Annotated in this window: 20 protein-coding genes and 1 pseudogene; 9 read left to right on the forward strand and 12 right to left on the reverse strand. The window is 65.7% G+C overall.

Annotated elements, in window-relative coordinates; all coding sequences use genetic code 11:
- Positions 1-10 precede the first annotated feature (10 nt).
- The 3 genes from ASILVAE211_RS19325 (at position 11) to ASILVAE211_RS19335 (ending at position 3,159) form a co-directional block, all read left to right on the forward strand.
- Positions 11-757, forward strand: a complete 747-nt coding sequence (locus ASILVAE211_RS19325; RefSeq protein ID WP_227323000.1) for a protein-L-isoaspartate O-methyltransferase family protein — start codon at positions 11-13, stop codon at positions 755-757.
- A 242-nt stretch (positions 758-999) separates the two neighbouring features.
- The gene (locus tag ASILVAE211_RS19330; protein WP_227323001.1) at positions 1,000-2,445 is read left to right on the forward strand and encodes a TolC family outer membrane protein; all 1,446 of its coding nucleotides are present in this window, start codon (positions 1,000-1,002) and stop codon (positions 2,443-2,445) included.
- Between the two features lie 36 nt (positions 2,446-2,481).
- Positions 2,482-3,159, forward strand: coding sequence for a DUF2497 domain-containing protein (locus ASILVAE211_RS19335; RefSeq protein ID WP_227323002.1), 678 nt, complete (start codon positions 2,482-2,484; stop codon positions 3,157-3,159).
- A gap of 118 nt (positions 3,160-3,277) precedes the next feature.
- On the opposite strand, the gene ASILVAE211_RS19340 is transcribed toward ASILVAE211_RS19335, so the two are convergent.
- A complete protein-coding gene (locus tag ASILVAE211_RS19340; protein WP_227323003.1) occupies positions 3,278-4,315 on the reverse strand; it encodes a L,D-transpeptidase in 1,038 nt (345 codons plus the stop codon).
- Between the two features lie 87 nt (positions 4,316-4,402).
- On the reverse strand, positions 4,403-5,485 hold the full coding sequence (tsaD, locus tag ASILVAE211_RS19345) for a tRNA (adenosine(37)-N6)-threonylcarbamoyltransferase complex transferase subunit TsaD (protein ID WP_227323004.1): 1,083 nt from the start codon (positions 5,483-5,485) through the stop codon (positions 4,403-4,405).
- 75 nt (positions 5,486-5,560) lie between these two features.
- On the opposite strand from tsaD, the gene hemC reads away from it, so the two are divergent.
- From hemC to ASILVAE211_RS19365, 4 genes are read left to right on the forward strand one after another with little or no spacing between them, the layout of a single operon-like run.
- Entirely contained in the window at positions 5,561-6,559 is a 999-nt protein-coding gene (gene hemC, locus ASILVAE211_RS19350; protein ID WP_227323005.1) for a hydroxymethylbilane synthase, read from the forward strand.
- 16 nt (positions 6,560-6,575) lie between these two features.
- Positions 6,576-7,280 carry a uroporphyrinogen-III synthase gene (locus tag ASILVAE211_RS19355; protein ID WP_227323006.1) on the forward strand — a complete coding sequence of 235 codons (705 nt, stop codon included), beginning with the start codon at positions 6,576-6,578 and terminating at the stop codon, positions 7,278-7,280.
- Between the two features lie 10 nt (positions 7,281-7,290).
- A complete protein-coding gene (locus ASILVAE211_RS19360; RefSeq protein ID WP_227323007.1) occupies positions 7,291-8,397 on the forward strand; it encodes a COG4223 family protein in 1,107 nt (368 codons plus the stop codon).
- Positions 8,397-9,710: a heme biosynthesis HemY N-terminal domain-containing protein gene (locus ASILVAE211_RS19365; RefSeq protein WP_227323008.1), complete on the forward strand. Its 1,314-nt coding sequence runs from the start codon at positions 8,397-8,399 to the stop codon at positions 9,708-9,710. Before ASILVAE211_RS19360 ends, ASILVAE211_RS19365 begins: the two co-directional genes overlap by 1 nt.
- 10 nt (positions 9,711-9,720) lie before the next feature.
- Here ASILVAE211_RS19365 and ASILVAE211_RS19370 read toward each other — a convergent pair whose 3' ends face one another.
- The 10 genes and pseudogenes from ASILVAE211_RS19370 to trpS all read right to left on the reverse strand — a co-directional run bounded on the left by ASILVAE211_RS19370 (position 9,721) and on the right by trpS (position 17,163).
- A complete protein-coding gene (locus ASILVAE211_RS19370) occupies positions 9,721-10,140 on the reverse strand; it encodes a type II toxin-antitoxin system VapC family toxin (RefSeq protein ID WP_227323009.1) in 420 nt (139 codons plus the stop codon).
- Complete coding sequence (locus ASILVAE211_RS19375; protein WP_227323010.1) at positions 10,137-10,409, reverse strand: FitA-like ribbon-helix-helix domain-containing protein; 273 nt, start codon at positions 10,407-10,409, stop codon at positions 10,137-10,139. Before ASILVAE211_RS19375 ends, ASILVAE211_RS19370 begins: the two co-directional genes overlap by 4 nt.
- Positions 10,410-10,478: 69 nt before the next feature.
- Positions 10,479-10,823: a cupin domain-containing protein gene (locus ASILVAE211_RS19380; RefSeq protein ID WP_227323011.1), complete on the reverse strand. Its 345-nt coding sequence runs from the start codon at positions 10,821-10,823 to the stop codon at positions 10,479-10,481.
- A gap of 28 nt (positions 10,824-10,851) precedes the next feature.
- Positions 10,852-12,273: an NAD(P)/FAD-dependent oxidoreductase gene (locus ASILVAE211_RS19385; protein ID WP_227323012.1), complete on the reverse strand. Its 1,422-nt coding sequence runs from the start codon at positions 12,271-12,273 to the stop codon at positions 10,852-10,854.
- Positions 12,274-12,327: 54 nt separating this feature from the next.
- A complete protein-coding gene (locus ASILVAE211_RS19390) occupies positions 12,328-13,155 on the reverse strand; it encodes an AraC family transcriptional regulator (protein WP_227323013.1) in 828 nt (275 codons plus the stop codon).
- Positions 13,148-14,448, reverse strand: a pseudogene (gene hisA / locus ASILVAE211_RS26375) (1-(5-phosphoribosyl)-5-[(5-phosphoribosylamino)methylideneamino]imidazole-4-carboxamide isomerase). The gene ASILVAE211_RS19390 and the pseudogene hisA overlap by 8 nt, the downstream one beginning before the upstream one ends.
- Positions 14,449-14,483: 35 nt before the next feature.
- Positions 14,484-15,119 carry an imidazole glycerol phosphate synthase subunit HisH gene (hisH, locus tag ASILVAE211_RS19405; protein WP_227323015.1) on the reverse strand — a complete coding sequence of 212 codons (636 nt, stop codon included), beginning with the start codon at positions 15,117-15,119 and terminating at the stop codon, positions 14,484-14,486.
- Positions 15,116-15,490 (reverse strand): DUF2628 domain-containing protein, encoded by a 375-nt coding sequence (locus ASILVAE211_RS19410; protein ID WP_227323016.1) that lies wholly within the window; start codon positions 15,488-15,490, stop codon positions 15,116-15,118. The genes hisH and ASILVAE211_RS19410 overlap by 4 nt, the downstream gene beginning before the upstream one ends.
- Entirely contained in the window at positions 15,487-16,113 is a 627-nt protein-coding gene (gene hisB, locus ASILVAE211_RS19415) for an imidazoleglycerol-phosphate dehydratase HisB (RefSeq protein WP_227323023.1), read from the reverse strand. Before hisB ends, ASILVAE211_RS19410 begins: the two co-directional genes overlap by 4 nt.
- Before the next feature lie 42 nt (positions 16,114-16,155).
- The gene (gene trpS, locus ASILVAE211_RS19420) at positions 16,156-17,163 is read right to left on the reverse strand and encodes a tryptophan--tRNA ligase (protein ID WP_227323024.1); all 1,008 of its coding nucleotides are present in this window, start codon (positions 17,161-17,163) and stop codon (positions 16,156-16,158) included.
- A 295-nt stretch (positions 17,164-17,458) separates the two neighbouring features.
- Here trpS and ASILVAE211_RS19425 point away from each other — a divergent pair, with 295 nt between their 5' ends.
- Both ASILVAE211_RS19425 and ASILVAE211_RS19430 read left to right on the forward strand, forming a co-directional pair.
- The gene (locus ASILVAE211_RS19425) at positions 17,459-18,631 is read left to right on the forward strand and encodes an efflux RND transporter periplasmic adaptor subunit (protein WP_227323017.1); all 1,173 of its coding nucleotides are present in this window, start codon (positions 17,459-17,461) and stop codon (positions 18,629-18,631) included.
- A 21-nt stretch (positions 18,632-18,652) separates the two neighbouring features.
- The gene (locus ASILVAE211_RS19430; RefSeq protein ID WP_227323018.1) at positions 18,653-21,820 is read left to right on the forward strand and encodes an efflux RND transporter permease subunit; all 3,168 of its coding nucleotides are present in this window, start codon (positions 18,653-18,655) and stop codon (positions 21,818-21,820) included.
- Positions 21,821-21,958 lie beyond the last annotated feature (138 nt).

Genomic DNA, 21,958 nt, shown 5'->3' on the forward strand with positions numbered 1-21,958 from the left:
GCCTGCCTGCTTGGCGCAGGTCATCCGCCCCGCTATGTTGCCGCGCACCAAGGCTTGGAACGCGGTGGACATGATGGCGAGCACGGCAATTTCTTTCGCGACGGCGCGGCAGTTCATGGTGGACAGCCAGCTTCGTCCCACCAAGGTCACCAGCGCGGCGGTGCTGGACGCGATGCGCCGCATCCCGCGCGAGCGGTTTCTGCCCGCGGCGACGGCCAGCCTCGCCTATGCCGATCAGGACGTTGATCTGGGCCAGGGCCAATTTCTGATGGCGCCGCTGGCCTTTGCCCGTCTGGCGCAGCTGCTGGCGCCGGTCGAGGGCGAGCGCATTCTGGTCGTGGGGTCGGGCTGCGGCTATGGCGCGGCCGTGCTGGCCGCCTGCGGCGCGCGGGTCACGGCGCTCGATTCGAACGAGGCGCTCCAGTCCGCCGCACGGGCCGCCTATCAGGGCCTGGGCCTGACGGTTGCAAGCCAGATCGGCAATCCGGTCGAAGGCCTGCCGGGTGTCCAGGCCTGGGACGCTATTCTGATCGAAGGTATGATCCCGGCCATTCCGGCGGCTTTCGCGACCCAGTTGCGGCCGGGCCAGGGGCGGCTCGTTACCGTTCGTGCGTCGCGTCTGGTGCCGGGCGCGCTGCCGACCGGCGTCGCCGTCATCGCCGAGCGCCAGGGCGAAAGCCTGACCGTGACGCCGGCCTTTGACTGCACCACCAGCCCGCTGGCGGGCTTCGCCCCCGAACCCGTATTTGAGTTCTGAAGCCCATTGACATCGTTTCGGATTTGACCCGGATACGGTTTCTGGATCACATCATTGCAGGCCGATGACGTTGCCCCTTGATCTTGTGGGAAACTGCACAAAGGGCGCTGTTCGCGCGCCTGCGTTTCATGCATGGTGTCGGTCAATTGGGGTCCGGAACAAGGGCCTGCCTTGCGGTTTAGTCCGGAGCGTTCCGGCATCCTTGCGCTGACAAGGGCGTGTCGAAGATTGGAATGGGGTTCATGGTCTCACGCATTAGCATTCTGATCGGCCTGGGCTTTCTGGCCTCGGCCTTGCCCGCCTCGGCGCAGACCCTGGAACAGTCCTTGGCGGCGGCCTATGCGAATAACCCGACGCTGCAATCGGAGCGCGCTAATTTGCGGGCGACCGATGAAGGCGTGCCGGCGGCTTTGGCCGGTTGGCGCCCGACCGTGACCTTGCAAGGCACCGCCGGTTATATCCAGGGCAATGCCGTCGCGTCCGGAAGCACCCTGGGGAATGGCGGCACCGGCACATCGACCCTGACCGAAAATCGCGACGTCGCGTCCGTCGGGGCCACCATTACAGAGAATGTCTATAATGGCGGCGGCACCAAGGCAGCGACAGCCCAGGCCAAGAACAAGGTCATGGCCGAGCGCGCCAACCTGATCAATGTCGAGCAGACGGTCTTTTCGAACGTCGTGCAGGCCTATGTGACGGTGATCGAGGATCAGCAGCTGCTGGCGCTCGCCATCAACAATGCCCAGGTGCTGAAAGAGCAGCTGAAGGCGACGCAGGACCGCTTCTCGGTCGGTGAAATTACCCGCACCGACGTGGCGCAGAGCGAAAGCGCGCTTGCCCAGGCCGAAGCCGAAGTGCAGACGGCGCGTGGCACGCTGCAAACGTCCCGCGCGCAGTTCCGCGCCGTGGTCGGCCTGGAGCCTGCGAAGCTGACGCCGCCGCAGCCGATGGCGCTGCCGGTTCAGAACAAGAAGCAGGCCGCCGATTATGCGGCCAACAATAACCCGCTGGTGGTGCAGGCTCTGTTCACGCAGGCATCCTCCGCCGATGGCGTGAATGTCGCCTGGGCGAAGCTGATGCCGCAGCTGTCGCTTGAAGGCACTGTCTATAAGCAGATCAACCAGTCCGAATCCGGTTACGTGTCGAACGGCGCCGAGGTTCTGGCCCAGTTGACCGTGCCCATCTACCAGGGCGGTTCGGAATACGCTGCCATTCGCCAGGCCGTGCAGCAGCGTGAATATTCCCGCCAGCAGGTGGAGTTGCAGCGCCGCACGGCCATCCAGAATGCCGAGCAATATTGGGAAACCCTGGTCGCGACGCGCGCGACCATCACCAGCACGCGGGCGGAAATCGCCGCCAACGAAATCGCGCTTGACGGCACGGAGCGCGAGGCCATCGTCGGCAGCCGCACCACGCTCGACGTGCTGAATGCCCAGCAGTTGCTGCTGCAATCCCAGGTCACGCTGGTGCAGAACCTCGCGAACCTGGTCATCGCCTCCTATAACGTGGCGACCGCCATGGGCCGCTTCACGGCACGCGATGTCGGCCTCCATGTGCCGCTGTATGACGATACGACCTATTATAACGCGGTCAAGAATGCCTGGGCCGGCACGGGCGACCCGACGGCGAATACGGTCGGCGACGCCAATGGCAGCCCTTCCGACAATCTGAGCAATAACAACCAGTAAAACCGCCTGGACGGGCGCTTTTCAACGGGACAAGGCATGACAGCAACTGGGGAAGACGGCCCGCAGACCGATCAGTCGATGGATGATATTCTCGCCTCCATCCGCCGCATCATGCTGGATGAACAGGCGCGGCTGAAGGATGGTCCGGTGCCGGAAGCCCAGGCCGAAAGCCCGCCGGCGCCTTTCGTTTTGCCGGTCGTTCCCGCGGCCTCCTCCGTCACCACCGACACCGTTCTGGTCCTGGACGACAGCATGGTCATTGGCGCGCTGCCGGGTCTGGCCCCGGCTTTTGTGCCGATGACGGGCAATCTGGCGGCGGTCGAGCCGGTGGTCGATCACGTCTTGCCGGTGCCGGAGGCCCATGGCCCGATGGTCGAGGAAACCGTCGGCGGTGCGGTTGTGCTGCCACCCGCAACCGTACAGCCGGCGGCTTCGGTGACGACGGGTCTGACGGCGCAGCAGATCGAAGAGATGCTGGCGCCGACGGCCGCCGCCGCCGCCGCCGCTTCGGTCGATGCGCTGCTGCGCAAGCTGGCCGAGGATCGCGACGCGCTGCTGCGCCCCGTTCCCTCCGCGTCGCCGTCGATGGAGGAGTTTGTGCGCGGCGAATTGCGGCCGCTGCTCAAATCCTGGCTGGATGAGCATCTCCCCAGCATGGTGGAACGGTTGGTGCGGGCCGAATTGGCACGGCTGACGCTGCGCCACGGCGGGTAGTCAGCGAACCGTCATGCCCGCGAAGGCGGGCAACTTCTATGCCTTGTCGCACTGGCAAAGGGAAAAGATTCCCGCCTTCGCGGGAATGACGCGGTTTTCGTCAAAACTCTGAAATGCTCTAGCCGCTGAGCGACAGGGTCGTTGCCGGCGGATAGGGTTTTGCCCAGGGTTCTGACGTATCGACCACGATGACCGCGACGCCGGCCAGTGCGGTCGGCGTCAGGTAAGGGGAGAGCAGGGCGCGATAGCCGTTATCGGTCTCGCCCAGTTTCTCGATATCGGCATCGATAATGCCATGCCGGTCCAGAAAGCGGTTCACCGCTTCGGGCAGGCGAATGCAGCCCTCCGAATCCGCGCGTCCCAGCCGCGCCGCCAGCACGGCCGGGTCGGTCGCGTGCATTTCGACGCGCACCTGCATGGTCGCCCCCGGCGTCCGCCAATCGTCGCTGGTCTGCCAGCCGAAATCCCAGACGCGCATGCCTTTCACGCCCAGACCACGAATATGGTTCTCGTTATAGGTGCCCTGGGCGCGGTAGCCGAGTTCGGACCCGTCATTCAGCAGCACGCCGACGGGCGTCTTGAAATGCTCCTTCCGGCCGGGCTTGCCGGTGGAGACAGACCGCGTGCCGAGAATCACCCAGTCCCCATCAGGCTGGGCCAGGGTGACGGAGAGCGTCTGGCCCTTCAGGGCGCGATCGACGACCAAAACAAGCTGCGGGCGGCGCACGAAGAAATGACCGTTCTCTGCCATGGTCTTGGCCAAGCCGATCAGGACGTCTTGCCGCTCGGGGGACAAGGCCAGCGCATGCGGCACCTCGGCCGCCATCGCGGCGGCGATCAGATCGGCGTCCTGGCGCACCATGACAGGGGACAGCGTCGGCGCATCGGCGCCATCCGCGCTCGTAGCATAGGTTGCGCGGTAAACCCGCGCGCCATCGCCAAGCAGGAGGGGCAGCATCGGCTGCGTCTTGGCGGCGGGCGGCGCGCTTGGCGGCAGGCCTGGCGCGGGCGCCGTCAGATTGCGCGGGCCGAAGACATCGTCCGCGACAGTGCCGGGCCCGGGCAGAGTGACGGCATCGGCACAGCCGGCGATACCGGTCAGAAGGGCAATGACCGCAACGGGCCGCCGCAGACGGGCGCGGAAAACCATGGCCATGGCGCGCGAAGATCCTCTCGGAAACGATTGACCCGACAGGATTTAAGCATGGTCTTGTTAATTGTTAGCAATGTTTCTGATGACAGTTCATTCCGCCGCGCTCACGTTTTCGGGAACGGGCAGGGCGAGTGCGGTCAGCGGCCAGCGCGGCTGCGGTCGCTGGTCGAGCCCGTCTTCGGCCAGGCCCGCATGCAGCCGTTCCAGCGCCGCCCAGCCGATCATCACGGCATTGTCGCCGCAATAGCGCAGCGGCGGGGCGACCAGGGGAATATCGCGGCGCGCCGCCAGGCTTTGCAGTCCGGTGCGGATGGCCTGATTGGCGGCAACGCCGCCGGCGACTACCAGGGCCGTCGCCTCCGGCAATGCCTTCAACGCCTGGCTCGCGCGATCCATCAGTACATCGACCACGGCGGCCTGAAAGCTGGCCGCGATATCGGCGGCAGTCTTCTGGTCGATCGCACCGGGCGGCAGCGCGCCGACCGCCTGCGCTACGGCGGTCTTGAGACCGGAAAAGCTGAAATCACAACCGGCTCGGCCCGAAAGTGGACGTGGAAAGGCGAAAGCCTTGGCATCGCCATGGGCCGCCAGACGCTCGATGCCGGGACCGCCGGGCAAAGGCAGGCCGAGCAGCTTGGCGACCTTGTCGAAAGCCTCACCCACCGCATCGTCGATCGTGCCGCCAAGGCGGCGGTAGCGGCCGACGCCTTCGACGGCGACGCATTGGCAATGCCCGCCGGACAACAGCAGCAGCAGATAGGGAAAGGCGAGTCCGTCCTGCACCAGCCCCGGCAGGCGGGCGGTCAGCGCATGGCCTTCCAGATGATTAACGGCGATGAAGGGTTTGCCGGCCGCCAGCGCCAGTCCCTTGCCGAAACCGGCGCCGACCAGCAGCCCGCCGATCAGGCCGGGGCCGGTGGTGGCGGCCACGGCGGCGAGGTCGCCGACCGTCAGGCCGGCTTCGGCCAGGGCATGCTTCACCAAGGCCGGCAGATGGCTCAGATGCGCGCGGGCGGCGATTTCCGGCACCACGCCGCCGAAAGGGGCATGATCGGCGAACTGGCTCAACACATGCTCGGCGATGATCTGACCGTCCGTGGACAGGATGGCAACCGCCGTCTCATCGCAGGAAGACTCGATCGCCAGCAGCGGACCGACATTATTCCCGCTCAAAATCCCGCTACGGTCAGAGCCGGTGTGCAGTGCAAAAGTCTTTTCTTCGGACAAGTCTGGGACTACCACGCGCGAATGAGGATTTCAGACGTTTTATCGCATGAACCGCGCGTAAAACCCCATCGCCGCACGCTGCCCCTGCGTGTCGGTACACGCGGATCTCCGCTTGCGCTCGCCCAGACGCGCGCCTTTCAGGCGCAGCTCAGCCGGTTCTGCCCGGTTCTGGATGCGATGAACGTCTTCGAAGAACATATCATCACCACGACCGGCGACCGGGTGCAGGACAAGCGCCTCGCAGAAATCGGTGGCAAGGGGCTGTTTTCAAAAGAAATTCATGAGGCTCTGGCGGATGGCCGCATCGATTTCGCGGTCCATAGCCTGAAGGATCTGGAAACTGAACTGCCGCCCGGCATCGTCCTGGCCTGCACGCTGAAGCGCGAGGATGCGCGGGACGTGCTGATCCTGGGCGATGGGCTGGACCGGCCCGATCCGCTTGACCCCTATGCCAGCCTGCCGGCGGGGGCGATTATCGGCTCGGCCTCCGTCCGCCGTCAGGCGCAGCTGCTGCATGCCCGGCCGGATCTCACCGTCCGCATGATCCGTGGCAATGTCCAGACCCGGCTGAACCGTGTGAAAGCCGGTGAATTCGACGGCAGTCTCCTGGCTTTCGCGGGTCTGCGCCGCCTCGGCCTCGCGCATGAGGCGGCTGTGGTAATCGCGCCGGAAATCATGGTGCCGGCCGCAGGCCAGGGCATTGTCGGTGTGACCGTCCGCGCGGATGATGTCGAACTCTGCGAATTGCTGTCGGCCATCGAAGACCCGGACGCCCGCGCCGTCTCGCTGGCCGAGCGCGGGCTGCTGGCGGCGCTGGACGGGTCTTGCCGCACGCCGATCGGCGGCTATGCCCGCATCTGTAACGGCGAGTTGCACCTGACCGGCCTGGTCGCGCGCGAAGACGGGTCTTTCCTGCTGCGCGCCGAATCGCGCGGCAATCCGCGTGACGCGGAAGCGCTCGGCCGCAGCCTGGGTGACGAGTTGCGCGGCCAGTCGCCCGCCGATATCTTTCTCGATTAGCGCCAGAGCCACCGCCATGCCCGTTCCGGTGCTGGTGACGCGGCCGCAACCCGGCGCCAGCGCAACAGCAACGCGCCTTTTGTCCATGGGGTTCGAGCCCGTGGTCGCGCCTCTGCTGCGGGTGGAGACCTTCATTCGCACCTTGCCGCCCGTAGAAAGCCTGCGGGGCATTCTGGTCGCCAGCCAGCAGGCGCTTGCAGCGCTCCCTGACCTTTATCATGCGCTGCCGCTTTATGCCGTGGGCGACGCGACGGCCGCCGCCGCGCGCAGTCATGGTTTCACCCAAGTTCACAGCGCCAACGGCAAAGCCGATGATCTTGCGGCATTAATTATTCGCGATTTGCCGCGAGACGGGCTGCCGCTGCTGCTTGCGGCTGGGCTCAATCAGGGAAACCGTCTGAAGACCATCCTGCAAGCCTTTGGTATTGAAGTTATTAGAGAAGAAGTTTACGCGGCGCGCTCGGTCACCGTGCTGCCGCCCGCCGCCGCCGCGTTTTTGAACGGAGACCGGCCGGGCTGGGTCTTGCTCTTTTCGCGCGAGACCGCACTTTGCTTTCAGTGCGTCTGCCACGACGCGACGCTCGCGGCGCGCCTCGGTCGGTTCAGACTGGCCGCCATCAGCCACACGGTGGCCGAAGCTGTCCAAGACTTGCCTTGGGCCGCCATCCATGTGGCAATGGACCCTCATGAGAAAGCGGTATTGGCCCTCCTGAATGACTGATGAGCCCAAAATGACCCCGACGCCTGCCCCGGAATCTGACGCCGAAACCGTAGCGGCGCCGGTGCCGACCGAGCCCCAGCTGGTGTCGAACGACCGCAACCGCGTGACACCGCTGCTGACGCTGGCGGGTTTCATCATCCTGGCCGGCGGCATGGTCTATCTGTGGACGCGACCTGTGCCGATGCCATCCATGCCCCCCATCCCGCCCGACCAGACCAGCGTCGTGGCGGCACTCAAATCCGAAGTCTCGTCCCTGCAATCGGCGGTCTATTCGCTGGACACGCGGGAGCGCGCCGATGTGGCGGCGCTGCGCGAGGCAATCGCCAATATCCAGACCGCTCCCGTGTCAGGCGCGCCCAGCACGGCCCAGCCGGCCGCAACGACTGTGGGCTCCGATGACGCCATCGCCGTGCTGAAGGCGCAGATCGCGCAATTGCAATCGGCGCAGTCGGCTCAAACCCAAGCGGCGCAGGCCATGCCCTCGGCGGCGAGCGTTTCCACCTTGTCCAGCCGCGTCGACGCCTTGGCCGAAAAGCAGGGGGGCGACGCCGATGCACTGCGCCAGCAGATTGCGACCCTCAAGGCCGGGATCGATCAGCTGAATGCGCAGGCGCAGTCGTTGGCGCAAAGCACCAAGGCTCTGCCGCAGCTGTCCGCCCAATCCGATCATCTGACGCGCCTCCTGCGGGCCGAGGCCGCGCTCAGCGCCGGCACTCCGCTGGGGGACATCCCCAATGCGCCGGCCGCTCTTAGCCGCTTTGCCGACACGGCTCCGCCGACCGAGGCGGCGCTCGTTCTGTCCTATCCGGATGCGGCGGCAGCAGCCGCCAAGGCCGGCGGCCCGGTCAATGGCCGTGTCGGCTTCTGGCGCGGCATCTGGACGCGCGTGCAGGATCTGGTGACCGTCCGTCAGGGCGACCGCGTGCTGGTGGGAGACCCCACCAGCGGTGTCCTGGCCCATGCCCAGCGACTGCTGGCGGCGGGTGACCTGCCGGGTGCGCTGACCGTGCTGAAGATGCTTCAGGGTCCGGCGGCGACCGCCATGACGGTCTGGGTGAGCCAGGCGCAGGCGCTGGTCGACGCCAGACAGGCTTTGGCCCAGATGGCGGCCGGCTGATGCGGCGGGTTATCGGCTTTCTGATCCTGGCCGCCATTCTGGTCGGTATCGCCTTTGGGCTCGGCACGCTGCCGGGCGAGATGTCCGCGACCGTCGGCACCTATAGTTTCGCCGCCTCGCTGCCCATCGTGGCACTGGCCGTCATCATTCTGTTCGCGCTGCTTTATGTCCTGATCCGGCTGGTCGCCGCGATCTTCGGCGCACCGGGCCGTTTCGGTCGCGGCCGGCATCAGCGTCAATTGCGCCAGGGCGAGCGCGCCGTGACGCGCGCCTTCGCGGCTCTGGCCGCCGCAGACCCGAAGGCTGCCAAGCGCGAGGCGGACCGCGCGCGGCGCCTGCTGCCGCAATCGCCCATGGCGCTGCTGATTTCGGCCGAGACGGCCCGGCTGTCGGGCAAGACCGAGGAAGCCGAGGCCAGCTACCGCCGTTTGGCCGAGCAGTCCGATTCCGCCTTTCTGGGCCTGCGGGGCCTGCTGCGGCAGGCTTTGGATGCCGGGGACTGGACGCTGGCGGCCGATCTGGCCCGCCGTGCCGAACTCGCCCATCCCGGCGCGCCCTGGCTGCGGGCCGAGCGGGCGAAACTGGCGCTGCGCACCGGCGCCTGGGCCGAGGCTTTGGCCCTGTCGGGGCCGGAGGCACCGCGCGCCGTCATGGCGACGGCAGCGGCCGACGCGGCCAGCGATGCCGCGCAGGCGCTGCGTCTGGCGCGCGATGCCTTCGCGGCCGATCCCAGCCTGGCGCCGGCCGCACTCGCCTATGCCAGCCGCCTGCGGGCGCGCGGCGAGGAGCGCAAGGCTGACGGCGTCATCGAAAAGGCTTGGACGCGCGGCCCGCATCCCGATCTCGCGACCTTCTATATGGCGCGCGACAGCGACGTCATGGCGCGGCTGAAGGCCGCCGACCGGCTGGCCAAATGCAATCCGGAGCATGGCGAAAGCCATCTCATCCTGGCGCGCGCGGCGCTGGCCGCGCGGCTGACCGGGCAGGCGCGGCAGGAAGCGCAGGCGGCTATCGCTGCCGGCCTGGATCAGCGGCGTGTCTGGGTGCTGCGTGCCGATATCGAGGAAGCGGATGCGGCGGCGGGCGGCGGCGAGGGCGCGACCTTTGCGGCGCATGAGGCGCTGCGCCGCAGCCAGACGGCACAACCCGATCCGCGCTGGCGCTGCGCCGCCTGCACGGCGGAACAGGTGGAATGGCACCCGTCCTGCCCGGTCTGCGGCACGGTGGGGCAGGTGGCCTGGACCAATGCCATGGCGCCCGCCACTCGCGCGGGCGGGCCGGTCATCACCCTGCTGCCGGGCGAGGCGATTTAACCTCGTTCAGCTATTGCCAGGGGTCGATCACCGGCACGCCGCAACCCGCGAAATCCCGGGTATTGCGCGTAGCGATGGCCGAAACCTGACGGGCCCGGGCGATTGCCGCGATCTGTAAATCAGCGGTGGCGACCGGCCTGCCGATGCGCCGCCGATCCGCAGCCCAGAGTGCGTATTCCTCGGCGGCAGCGCGGTCGAAGGGAAAAACGCGCCCAGCCAGATAAGCGCCGAATATCGTTGCGACCGCGCGTTCCAGCATTTGCCGGCGTGCGCCAAGCGGCATGATGGTTAACCCAAACAGCAACTCGGCTTCTGCTATTGCGGTTGCATAAAGTGTTGCTGTCGGCTGGGCGTTTGCCCAAGCGGCGACCTTCACCATGGGACTGGGCTTCGCCAATTCGGAAATGACGTTGGTGTCGAGCAGGATCACTCGGGAAAATCCCATTCCGGGCCAGAGAAGTCAGGCGGCTCGCGCTGCAATTCGCGCGGAATATCGGGAAGATCGAGTCCGCCGAGCGGCGCAAAAAGCGCCTGAATGGCATCGGCAAAGCCCATCCCAGGATCGATGGGCTCAACCTGAAGGCTGCGGTCAATGATCAACCGCACCTCCTCCTCCATGGAATGCCCGTGGGAGGCAGCCTGTTCTTTCAAGCGGCGATGAATGTCGTCATCGACATTGCGGATGACCAGAGTAGCCAAGGCCCGCACCTCCGTGACAGCGATGCAAGCACGCTAGCACGAAGGGCGATGACCTGGAGAGGAAAACCCTCAGCGCTTGATGATGACGTAGGTCTTGCGGACGGTTTCCTGAATGTCCCAGATGCCGCGCGTGTTTTCCGACATCATGAAAGCGTCGCCGGCCTTGAAGGCGATGGGCGCGCCGCCTTCCGGCGTGAAAGTGCCATGGCCTGCGATGAAATGGCAGAATTCCTGCTCGGCGACATAGCGTGCCCAGCGTCCGGGGGTCGCTTCCCAGATGCCCGTCTCCACCTGATCGGCGCGTTCCACGTCCAGATAGCTGATGGCGGGCACCGGCTCGCCCAGCGGCGCGCTGACGGGTTTGGGCTCGCTCAGGGTGGCGGCCGCGGCGTTCTGCAGATGAGTGATGGTCATGGTCGTCCTTTCAGGGGAAGTAAGGAAGTCAGCCGATTTTCCAGGTCATGAGCGCTTCCATGCGCGCAGCCAGGCTTTGCGCCAATTGGCGGCGCCAGTGCGGCGCCTGCGGGTCGGCCAGCACGCTGTCCTCATGCGCGAAGCTGCGCACGATGGCGTTGTAGCCCAGCCAACGCAGGGGTTCCGGCTCCCAGGCGCGCAGCGCCTTCTCCACCGGGCGATCCCGGATCACCCAGGGCTGGCGCGTCTCCAGCGTCTCACGTCCCAGGATGAGGTCGGCCAGCGTGCGGCCGGCCAGATTGGTGGCACCGACGCCTTCGCCGCCATAGCCGCCGGCCAGCGCCGTCCGGCTCTGCCGGTCGACCAGCATATGCGTCTGAAAGCGCCGCCCCATGCCCAGATTGCCGCCCCAGCTATGGGTGATGCGGACATCGCGCAGCTGCGGAAACAGGTCGGTGAACAGATGCCGCCGCAGCGCGATTTCGGCTTCCGTCAGCGTAAAATTCCGCCGAATGCGGCTACCGAAGCGATAGCCGCCGCGCGCCCCGAAGACGAGGCGGTTGTCGCGCGTCCGCTGCCCGTAGGTGACCTGGCGGCTGTAATCCCCAAAGCCCTGGCCGCGATCCAGGCCGATGCCGGCCCAGACCTCATCGGCCAGCGGTTCGGTCGCGACGATCAGGCTGTGGACGGGCAGCTGATAGCGCCCGAGCGGCGGCAGGCTGCCGGCATAGCTTTCCACGGCCGGCACCACCCATTGGGCATTGACCCTACCCGAGGTGGTGCGAACTTCACCGTTTTTCCAATGTGTTACGGCGCTTTGTTCATAAACCGTCACACCCAGGCGTTCCACCGTGCGGGCTAGGCCACGCGCCAGTTTGGCCGGATGGATCGTCGCGCAATGGGGGGAAAACAGTCCGCCGAGCGCGCCCTTAATCCGCACTTCGCCCGCCAGTTCGGCCGGCGACAGCCAGCGGAAATCGGCTTCCGTCAGCCCCTCATGATACAGGCTCGCCATATAGGCGCGCAGCCGCGCTTCCTGTTCCGGGTAACGGGCGGCGCAATAGACCATGCCGCCCTTGCGGTAATCGCAATCGATGCCTTCAGCGGCGGTGACGCGCCCGACCTCGTCAGGAATGGCATGCAGCAGGGACCAGCTTTCGCCCCTACCGGGTTCGGCCATGCCGCCCACCAGCCGATCCTCGCCCAGCAGCCCGCCGATGACCCAGCCGCCATTGCGGGAGGACGCGCCGAAACCGGCCGTCTCAGCCTCCAGCACCGCGATGCGGAGGTCCGGCGAGCGTGTCTTGAGGTAATAGGCGGTCCAGAGGCCGGTATAGCCCGCGCCGATAATGGCCACGTCGACATCGATATCGCCAGCCAGCGACGGGCGCGCGACGAAAGGGTCGTCCAGCTGCGTCGTCCAGAGGCTGAGCTTCGTCCAATCCGTCATGCGCGTCACCGTAATCGTGACGCCTGCCTAGCAAAGCGCGCCTGCCGCGTCTTCTCAGCGGGTCCGCAGGGAGGACGGTTTTTCGGCGAGCGACCGCCGATACGCGGCGGGTGAGACGCCGGTCGATTGCCGAAAGGCGCGATAGAAGGCGGAGAGAGAATTGAAACCGGCGGCGAAAGCCGCTGCGTCGGTCTTGGCCTCAGACCCCGCTGCCATCGCCGTCAGGCAATGTTGCAGGCGCTTCTGCGTCACGTATTGATAGAAGCTCACGCCCAGCACCTGATTGAGCAGATAGGAGATCTGGTTGCGGGTATAGCCGGTCGCCTGCGCGACATGGGTCAGGTCGAGGTCGGGCGCGAGGTAGGGCCGATGGCGGGCGAAATACCCGTCCAGGTCGCGGGCCAAGGTGCCGATCTGCCGGGCCGAGAGGCCCAGCTTCTGCTCGGCCGGGCGTGTGGGCTTCGCCGCCGTTGCCGCCTCCGCCGGTCGGGTCAGCGTCGCATATTCGCGAATGCGCCAGATGAGGCCGTCCCGCACCGCAATCGCCTCGCTGGAATGCAGCTCGGCCTGATGCCGGCCGAGCGGCAGGCTGATGCGATACTGGATGAAGGCGGTGTCGCCGTCGGCCCGGATGCGGTCGATATGCTCAAGATAATCGCCGCCATCCCCGGCTGGGGCCGCTGGCATGGCGCGGTCGAGGTAAGCGGGGAGATCCGCCAGAGACAGGCTGAGGCCCTGGAAATAGTCGATATAGGCGATGTCGGGGTGATAGCAGGCCAGAATGGCCGCGCGGTCCCGCCGCTTCCAGGCCTGATGATAGCGCAGCACGACCGCGCGGGTCGCCTCCGTCAGGGCGCGGTCGGCAGGGTCGGCTTCAGCCAAGAACGCGCAGCGCGTCGGCCGGCAGAATACGCCCGTCATACAGCGCGCGCCCGACGATGACGCCTTCGATGCCAGGCGTCTCACCGGCCAAGGCGCGAAGTGCGGTCAGGTCATCCAGCGTGCCGACGCCGCCCGAGGCGATGACCGGCGTCGTGACGGTGCGGGCAAGGGTCGCGGTCGCGTCGAGGTTCAGGCCCTGTAGCATGCCGTCGCGCCCGATATCGGTGAAGATGATGGCCGCCGCCCCGGCATCCTCGAAACGCAGCGCGAGCGCTTCCGTCGAAACGCTGGAGGTCTCGGCCCAGCCTTCGGTCGCCACGAACCCGTCCCGCGCGTCGATGCCGACGGCGATGCGGCCGGGAAACAGCCGGCAGGCGTCTCGGACAAGATCAGGGTTTTTGGCGGCGATGGAGCCGAGGATGACGCGGGTCACGCCCGCCGCCAGCCAGGCCTCGATGGAGGCAATCTCGCGGATGCCGCCGCCCAGCTGCACCGGCACCGTGGCATTGGCCAGAATGGCCTGCACCGCCGCCGTATTGACCGAGCGCCCGGCAAAGGCGCCGTCCAGATCGACCACATGCAGCCAATGGCAGCCGGCCTCCTGCCAAGCCCGCGCCTGGGCGCCAGGGTCTTCGCCATAGACGGTCGCCTGATCCATATCGCCCCGGCGCAGGCGCACGCAGGCCCCGCCCTTGAGGTCGATGGCGGGGTAAAGGGTAAGGCCAGCCATGACGGGTCTCAGCTCTTTCGCTGCAAAAGCTTATAGAAAAACGCGCCCGCGACCATCTTGCCGGCGACGCGGGCATAGGCGGGGTGGGTGCCCCAGCGCTCGAAGCCAAGATCCTCATACAGCGCGATGGCGCTGGTATGGGTTTCCCGCACGTCCAGGTTCAGCACCTGATAGCCCATGGCCCGCGCCCGTTCCTCGGCACGGATCACCATCATGCGCGCCAGGCCGAGGCGGCGGGCATAGGGGGCGACGAAGGTCTGCGTCAGGGTCGCTGCCATGGCCTGGGCCTCGTTGCTGCGCGGCGGCCGCACCAGCTGCGTCGATCCGACAATGACGCCGTCCACCCGCCCGACATAAAGCTCTCTCTCAGGGACCATCAATAACCCCTTGAAATAGCTCTCCATAACCTGCCGCCCCGGCGATTGCAGCCAGCCGAAACCGCCACCATCGATAATGGCGGCATCGGTCGCCTCGCACAAAGCGAGCAGGTCTTCCTCACTGAAAACGGTGATGCGGTCGACCGTCAGCTTGGCGCGGGCCTCACGGATATCCGCAGGCGGCATCCCCTTGGGGCCACCGGTGCTGCTGTCCACGGCGCTCATGGGGTCCACCGCAGAAAATTGCCGACGATGGTCAAGCCCACCTCCTGGCTTTTCTCGGGGTGAAACTGCGTACCGGCGCGATTGTCGCGGGCGACGATCGCGACCACGGGACCGCCGTAATCGGTGGTCGCCAGAATTTCCGCGCCCTTGCCGTCGCTCAGCGCGAAACTGTGGGTGAAATAGACATGGTCGCCCGGTAGCAGACCGTCCAGCAGCGGATGCGAGCCGGGCTGGAAATCCAGCGCATTCCAGCCCATCTGCGGCAGCCGCAGGCCGGGCGCGTCGATGCGGGTAATTTCGCCCTGAACCCAGCCCAGACCCTCGGTCGCGCCATATTCCAGACCGCGCTCCGCCATCAGCTGCATGCCGACGCAGATGCCCAAAAAGGGCGTGCCGGCATCCACCGTCTGTTCCAGCGCGTCGCGCAGGCCGGGCACGGCGTCCAACCCGCCCATGCAATCGGCGAAGGCGCCCTGGCCGGGCAGCACGATGCGCGACGCCGCACGAATGGCGGCGGGGGCGCTGGTCACCACAACATCGGCCGCGATGCCGGCGCGGTCGGCGGCCAGCTGCACGGCGCGGGACGCGGAAGCGAGATTGCCGCTGCCGTAGTCGACGACTGCGATCTTCATGCCAGTTCCTCGGAGGCCAGCGCCGGGTCGCGGGTCAGCAGCCGGCCATGGGCGGCTTCCGCGTCACGCCCTGCCACGACATAGGTTTCAGTGAAGCCCCGGCGGGCCAGAGACCAGCGTAGCAGGTCGCGGCCATTGACGCCCATCAGCCCGGCATAGCCGGCGATCAGAATCCCCGGTATCGGGCTGGCAGGCAAAGCGCTGCCCAGAGCCAGAAGTGCCACCAGCACAGCGAGTGCGATCACGCCGGCAATCCAGGCGCGATGCGCGAAAAGCCAGAGCGGCCCAAACAGGAAGGCAGCGAGGGAGAAGCCTTCCTTCACCAGGCAGGCCGGCCTGCCGGGCCGGAGATGGGCCGTATAGACTCTCATCCCGCGAGCGAGCCCTTGGTGGAGGGGATGGCTCCGGCCTGACGCGGATCGATGGCCACCGCCATGCGCAGCGCCCGCGCCGTCGCCTTGAAACAGGCTTCGGCGATATGGTGGTCGTTGCGTCCGGCTTTTTGGACCAGATGCAGGTTGAACAGCCCGTTCGCCGACAGGGCGCGGAAGAATTCCTCGCAGAGCTGCGTATCGAAGGTGCCGATCTTCTCGGCCGTGAAATTCACCTGCCAGCCGAGTGCCGCCCGTCCTGAGAGGTCGATGCCGCATTCCACCAGCGCTTCGTCCATCGGCAGCAGCGACTGGCCATAGCGGGTGATGCCGCGCTTGTCGCCGACGGCCTGTAGGATGAGCTGGCCCAGCACGATGCCGACGTCTTCCACCGTATGGTGATCGTCGACATGCAGGTCGCCGCGAGCGGCAATATCGAGGTCGAACAGCGCGTGGCGGCCGAGCGCCGTCAGCATATGGTCAAAAAAGCCGATCCCGGTCTCCGTCCATACCTGGCCGGTGCCGTCCAGGTTCAGGCGGATGGTGATCTCGGTCTCGGAGGTTTTCCGCGACAGAGCGGCCGTGCGAGCGCTGGCGCCGAAGGGGGCAGGGGTCGCGTCCATATCTCTGCTCATAAGCCTCTCATTAGCCGATCCGGCGGGCGATTACACGCCCGGCCGTTGCAGAAAACCAACCAGACGCTCGGCTTCCGCGACGATCGGGTTGGCGATGGCCTCGGCCCGCGCGGCGCCCGCGAACAGGATGCGATCGATATGGCCGGGCTCGGCCAGCAGGCGCCGGGTCTCGGCCGCGATGGGGCCAAGCTTCTCGACCATCAGATCGGCCAGATCGTTCTTGAAGGTGGCAAAGCCCTGGCCGCCGAATTGCGCCAGCACCGAAGCCTGAGACTGGCCCGACAGGGCGGCATAGATGCCGACCAGATTGCGCGCCTCGGCGCGGCCCTCAAGCCCCGCCGTTTCGCTCGGCAGCGGCTCGGCATCGGTGCGTGCGCGCTTCACCTTGGACGCGATGGTCTCCGAATCATCGCTCATATTGATGCGGCTCTGATCCGAGGGATCGGATTTCGACATCTTCTTGGTGCCGTCGCGCAAGGACATGACGCGCGCGGCTTCCGGCATGATCAGCGGCTGGATCTGCGGGAAGAAATTCACCTCGTAGTCGTGGTTGAACTTCTGGGCGATGTCGTTGGCCAGTTCCAGATGCTGCTTCTGGTCATCGCCCACCGGCACGCGGGTCGCGTGATAGGCGTGAATGTCGGCCGCCATCAGGTTCGGATAGACGTACAGCCCGGCCGACGCCGCTTCGCGGTCCTTCCCGGCCTTGTCCTTGAACTGGGTCATGCGGTTCAGCCAGCCGATGCGGGCGATGCAGTTGAAGATCCAGGCCAGCCGCGCATGGGCCGGCACGCCCGATTGATGGAACAGGATATGCTTATCGGGATCGACGCCGCAGGCGATGATGGTCGCCGCCATTTCCTGGGTCTGGCGGCGCAGCACCAAAGGGTCCTGCCATGTTGTGATCGCGTGAAGATCAACGACGCAATAGAGGCAGTCATGGTCGGCCTGTAGCGCCACCCAGTTGCGGATCGCACCGAGGTAATTGCCGAGCGTGGGAATGCCTGAGGGCTGAATCCCGGAGAAGACGCGCTGCATCGAAGCACCTTTCGTCAGGCGGTGGCTCATGGATAAGACCCATGTTCCAGATGTATAAATCACGATACGCGGCTTAGCGTTCCGAAGGGCTTTTCCCCGTATCCCGCCAGCCCGTCAATCGCTTCGCCTGCGGATGACGGAAACCGAGCGTGTCTGTTGCGATGCGAGAGCGAGGTTGACCGTGCGGTCAGCAGGCCTCACAGATATCGTGAACGATCCGTCATGGTCTCTCCATCGACATCTTTTCGCCTGCCGAATGCCTCCGCCAGAGTGCCGCTCCAGCCAGGAACCCCTGATGAGACTCCCGTATTCCGCGATTGTTTTCGCTAGTCTTTTGGCAGGCGGTGCCACCGCCGCCGAAGCCCAGATGGGTCCGGGCGGTCCGCCGGCCGTGGGCGTCACCAAGGCGGCGGAGACGCCGATCTACCAGTCGAGCGAATATATCGGCCGCATCCAGGCGGTCAGCAAAGTTACCGTCCGCGCCCGCGTCACCGGCCTTCTGGAGGAGCGCGACTTCAAGGAAGGCGATGAGGTCAAACAGGGCCAGCAGCTTTTCATCATCGAGCAGCCGCCCTATCAGGCCGCCGTGTTGCAGGCCCAGGGTGCCGTCATCCAGGCCGAGGCCTCGCTGAAGAACGCCAAGCAGAATCTCAACCGGTCCTCGACCCTGCTCAATACGCCCGCCGGCCAGCGCTCGACCGTCGATACCGATACCGCCAGCCAAGGCCAGAGCCAGGGCCAGCTTCTGGTGGCCGAAGCGCAATTGCAGACGGCGCAGATCAACCTTGGCTATACGACGATCCGATCGCCCATCGACGGCCGCATCGGCATCTCGACCGACCCGGGCAATGTCGTGGCCTTCACCGACGCGCCGCTGGTCACCGTCGTCAGCGAAGATCCGGAATATGTCCTGTTCCCGGTCTCTGAAGTCGATGCCATGAAGCTGATGGCTGACGAAAAAGGCGGCCTGGGCCAGATGAGCGTCAAGCTGCGCCTGCCCAACGGCAAGATGTATGACCAGACCGGCACGATCGATTTCAGCGATATCAGCGTCAGCTCATCGACCGACACCATCGATCTGCGCGCCTCCATCCCCAATCCGGCGCGGGGCGCGGCCAATGACGCGGGTGGCAATCGCGCGCTGCTCGACGGCGGCTTCGTGACCGTCATTCTGCAATCCAAGAACCCGGTGCAAAGCATCACCATCCCGCGCGCCGCCGTGTTGGCCGACCAGCAGGGTTTCTATGTCTATGTCCTGGACGACAAGAACGTCGCGATACGCCGCAACATCACCATGGGCGATTCGTCCAATTCGCTGCTTGCGGTCATCGCCAGCGGCCTAAAGGCCGGCGAACAGGTCGTCGCCGACGGCGTGCAGCGCGTGCATCCGGGTGCCGCAGTCAAACCCGTTCCCTATCAGGCGCCCGTCATGCCACCGTCCGCCAATGGCGACGGGTCGAGCGGTTAAGGCAGGAATAGAGCCCGCGCCATGATCTCATCCGTCTTCATCGACAGACCGCGACTGGCTATCGTCATCGCGGTCCTTATCTCGCTCGCCGGCCTGATTGCGCTGACCCGCATTCCGGTCGCGCAGTTCCCCGATATCGTGCCGCCTCAGGTCTCGGTGACGACGAGCTATCCGGGCGCTTCGGCCGCCGTGGTGGAAGCCACCGTCGCCCAGCCGCTGGAAGCGCAGATCGTCGGCGCCCAGGACATGATCTATATGCGGTCCTATAGCGGCAATGACGGCAGCTACAGCCTGACCGTCAGCTTCGCGCTGGGCACCGACCCGAATATCGACGTCGTCAATGTGCAGAACCGCGTGGCGGCGGCCCTGTCGCAATTGCCGAGCCAGGTGCAGGCGGAAGGCGTGCAGCTGCGCCAGAAATCCTCGGCCGTTCTTCAGTTCGTGCTGTTTTCCAGCCCCGACAAGTCGCTGAGCCCGCTCTTCATCTCGAACTACATCACCATCAACGTGCTGGACGTCCTGTCCCGCACGCCCGGTGTCGGTCAGGCCTTTCTGTTCGGCGCACAGAACTACTCGATGCGCGTCTGGCTCAATACCGACCGCCTGACGCAGCTCGGCCTGTCGCCGCAGGATGTCATCAATGCCATCAGCGCGCAGAACACGCAGGCGGCGGTCGGCATCATCGGCGGCCAGCCGATCGGCCATAACCAGCAGTTCCAGCTCAATATCCAGACCCAGGGCCGTCTGACGACGCCCGAGGAATTCGGCAAGATTATCCTGCGCGCCAATAGCGACGGGTCGGTGCTGCGTATCCGCGATGTCGCGCGCATCACGCTCGGTGCCCAAAGTCTTGCGACGCAGGATCAGCTGGATGGCGCGCCCGCGCTTGGCATCGGCATCTATCTGGAACCCGGCGCCAATGCGGTGCAGACCGCGCAACGCGTGAAGGCGGTGATCGCCAATCTCTCGAAAAGCTTTCCCAAGGGACTGAAGGCGGGCGTCATCTACGACACTTCCGACTTCGTGAACGAGACGGTGCATGAAGTCATCCGCACCATCGTTGAAGGCTTCATCCTCGTCGTCCTCGTTGTCTTCTTGTTCCTGGGCGGCAATATCAGGGCCACGATCATCCCGACGCTGGCCGTGCCGGTCAGCCTGGTGGGCGCCTTCGCCTTTCTCGTCGCCCTCGGTTATTCGGCCAATACCATTTCGCTTCTGGCCCTTGTCGTCGCCATCGGCGTCGTCGTCGACGATGCCATCGTGGTGGTCGAAAACGTCGAGCGCGTGATGGAGGAAAATCCCGGGATGGACCCCAGGACGGCGACGAAACTCGCCATGCGGCAGATCACCGGGCCGATTGTCGCGATTTCGCTCGTGCTGCTCTCGGTCTTTGTGCCGGTGGGCTTCATCCCCGGCCTGTCGGGCCAGCTGTTCAAGCAGTTCGCCGTCACCATCAGCTGCACCATGCTGATTTCGGCGACGAATGCGCTGACGCTGTCACCGGCGCTCTGCGCGCTGTTCCTGCGGCCGATCACCAATAAGGAAACGCGCAAAGGCCCGTTCTCGCGCCTCAGCCGTGGCATCGACCGCGTCCGCAACGGCTACGGCCATGTCGTCAGCCGGCTGGTACGGTTTGCGATCGTCATTGTCCCCGTCATCCTGATCGGTGTCGGCGTGCTTGTTTTCCTGGCGGGCCGCACGCCGGGCGGCTTCCTGCCGGAAGAGGATCAGGGCGCCTTCTTCACGGCCGTGCAGCTGCCGGACGGCGCCTCCATCAACCGCACCCAGGAAGTCGTCAACCGCGTCGCCGGCATGCTGAAAGACATGCCGCAGGTGGCGCATGTCATCTCGATCGTCGGCTATTCCATTTTGGATGGCGCGGCGGAGCCCAATGGCGCCTTCGTGGTCGCGCGCTTGAAGGATTTCGTGGACAGGCCCGGGCCGGCCAATGGCGTCGATACGCTGATCGGCAAGATGTTCGGCATGTCGCAGCAGATCATGGGCGCCGTCGTCTTCCCCTTCAACCTGCCGCCCATCATCGGCCTCTCGACCGGCGGCGGCTTCGAATACCAGTTGGACGCGCTGGAAGGTCAGGATCCGCAGGATATGTCGGCGGTGCTCGGCAGCCTGCTGGTGGCGGCCAATACCGATCCGCGCCTCAGCCGCGTCTTCTCCACCTTCTCGGCCGGCAATCCGTCGATCTATCTCGATATCGACCGTGACAAGGCGCAGGCGCTGGGCGTGAATATCAGTGACATCTTCACCACCCTCGAAGCCACGATGGGCGGCTACTACGTCAATGAGTTCAATCTCTTCGGCCGCGTCTGGCAGGTGAACGTGCAAAGCCGGTCGCAGGACCGCAACGACTTCTCCTCCCTCTGGAAAATCTATGTGCGCAACGCGGCCGGCGACATGGTGCCGCTGCGCAGCCTGGCGACCATGCGCGTGATTACCGGGCCGCAGGTCATCACCCGTTACAACAACGTCCGCTCCATCACCATCGACGGGTCGCCGGGCGTGGGTATCTCATCATCCCAGGCGCTGGCGGCCATGGCCGAGATTTCCAGCAAGGTTCTGCCCGCGGGCTATAGCTACGAATGGACGGGCACGGCCTATCAGGAAATCCAGGCCGGCGGGCAGACGGGCGTGGTGCTGGCTCTGGCCGTGCTCTTCGCCTACCTCTTCCTGGTCGCGCTGTATGAGAGCTGGACCATCCCGATGTCGGTGCTGATCTCGGTCGTCGTGGCCGGCATCGGTGCCTTCATCGGCCTGACGGTGACGTCCCTGCCGCTCAACCTCTATGCCCAGATCGGCCTCGTCACCCTCATCGCGCTGTCGGCCAAGAACGGCATTCTGATCGTGGAATTCGCGAAGGAGCAGCGCGAACAGGGCGTGCCCATTCAGGAAGCCGCCGTCGCCGGGTCGCGCCTGCGGTTCCGCGCGGTGATGATGACGTCCTTCGCCTTCATCCTCGGCCTGGTGCCGCTGGTGATGGCGACGGGTGCGGCGCAGATCAGCCGCCGCTCGGTCGGCACGCCGGTCTTCTTCGGCATGATCGCGGCCAGCTTCGTCGGGATCTTCGTCATCCCGATGCTCTACACCTGCTTCCAATACATGCGGGAATGGGCGCGGGTGAAAATCTTCCGCCTGCCGCCTCTGGAATTCCACAAGAAGCCAGACGCGCATTAGAGGCTGTCAGGTTTTGACTGAAACACCGTCATACCCGCGCAAGCGGGTATCTTCTGGGTCAGACACAGTGACAGGCAAAAGATGCCCGCTTGCGCGGGCAAGACGGGCGGGGGGTGATTCCAATTCCCCCTGACACGC

Source organism: Acidisoma silvae, assembly GCF_020618775.1.
In the GTDB taxonomy this organism is placed as follows: Bacteria; Pseudomonadota; Alphaproteobacteria; order Acetobacterales; family Acetobacteraceae; genus Acidisoma; species Acidisoma silvae.

Bases quoted from the DNA above. Each gene is read 5' to 3' on its own strand.
- ASILVAE211_RS19330 (WP_227323001.1), top strand. From the start codon at position 1,000: ATGGTCTCACGCATTAGCATTCTGATCGGCCTGGGCTTTCTGGCCTCG.
- ASILVAE211_RS19335 (WP_227323002.1), top strand. From the start codon at position 2,482: ATGACAGCAACTGGGGAAGACGGCCCGCAGACCGATCAGTCGATGGAT.
- ASILVAE211_RS19340 (WP_227323003.1), bottom strand. From the start codon at position 4,315: ATGGCCATGGTTTTCCGCGCCCGTCTGCGGCGGCCCGTTGCGGTCATT.
- hemC (WP_227323005.1), top strand. From the start codon at position 5,561: ATGAGGATTTCAGACGTTTTATCGCATGAACCGCGCGTAAAACCCCAT.
- ASILVAE211_RS19355 (WP_227323006.1), top strand. From the start codon at position 6,576: ATGCCCGTTCCGGTGCTGGTGACGCGGCCGCAACCCGGCGCCAGCGCA.
- ASILVAE211_RS19360 (WP_227323007.1), top strand. From the start codon at position 7,291: ATGACCCCGACGCCTGCCCCGGAATCTGACGCCGAAACCGTAGCGGCG.
- ASILVAE211_RS19365 (WP_227323008.1), top strand. From the start codon at position 8,397: ATGCGGCGGGTTATCGGCTTTCTGATCCTGGCCGCCATTCTGGTCGGT.
- ASILVAE211_RS19380 (WP_227323011.1), bottom strand. From the start codon at position 10,823: ATGACCATCACTCATCTGCAGAACGCCGCGGCCGCCACCCTGAGCGAG.
- ASILVAE211_RS19385 (WP_227323012.1), bottom strand. From the start codon at position 12,273: ATGACGGATTGGACGAAGCTCAGCCTCTGGACGACGCAGCTGGACGAC.
- hisH (WP_227323015.1), bottom strand. From the start codon at position 15,119: ATGAAGATCGCAGTCGTCGACTACGGCAGCGGCAATCTCGCTTCCGCG.
- ASILVAE211_RS19410 (WP_227323016.1), bottom strand. From the start codon at position 15,490: ATGAGAGTCTATACGGCCCATCTCCGGCCCGGCAGGCCGGCCTGCCTG.
- hisB (WP_227323023.1), bottom strand. From the start codon at position 16,113: ATGGACGCGACCCCTGCCCCCTTCGGCGCCAGCGCTCGCACGGCCGCT.
- trpS (WP_227323024.1), bottom strand. From the start codon at position 17,163: ATGCAGCGCGTCTTCTCCGGGATTCAGCCCTCAGGCATTCCCACGCTC.
- ASILVAE211_RS19425 (WP_227323017.1), top strand. From the start codon at position 17,459: ATGAGACTCCCGTATTCCGCGATTGTTTTCGCTAGTCTTTTGGCAGGC.
- ASILVAE211_RS19430 (WP_227323018.1), top strand. From the start codon at position 18,653: ATGATCTCATCCGTCTTCATCGACAGACCGCGACTGGCTATCGTCATC.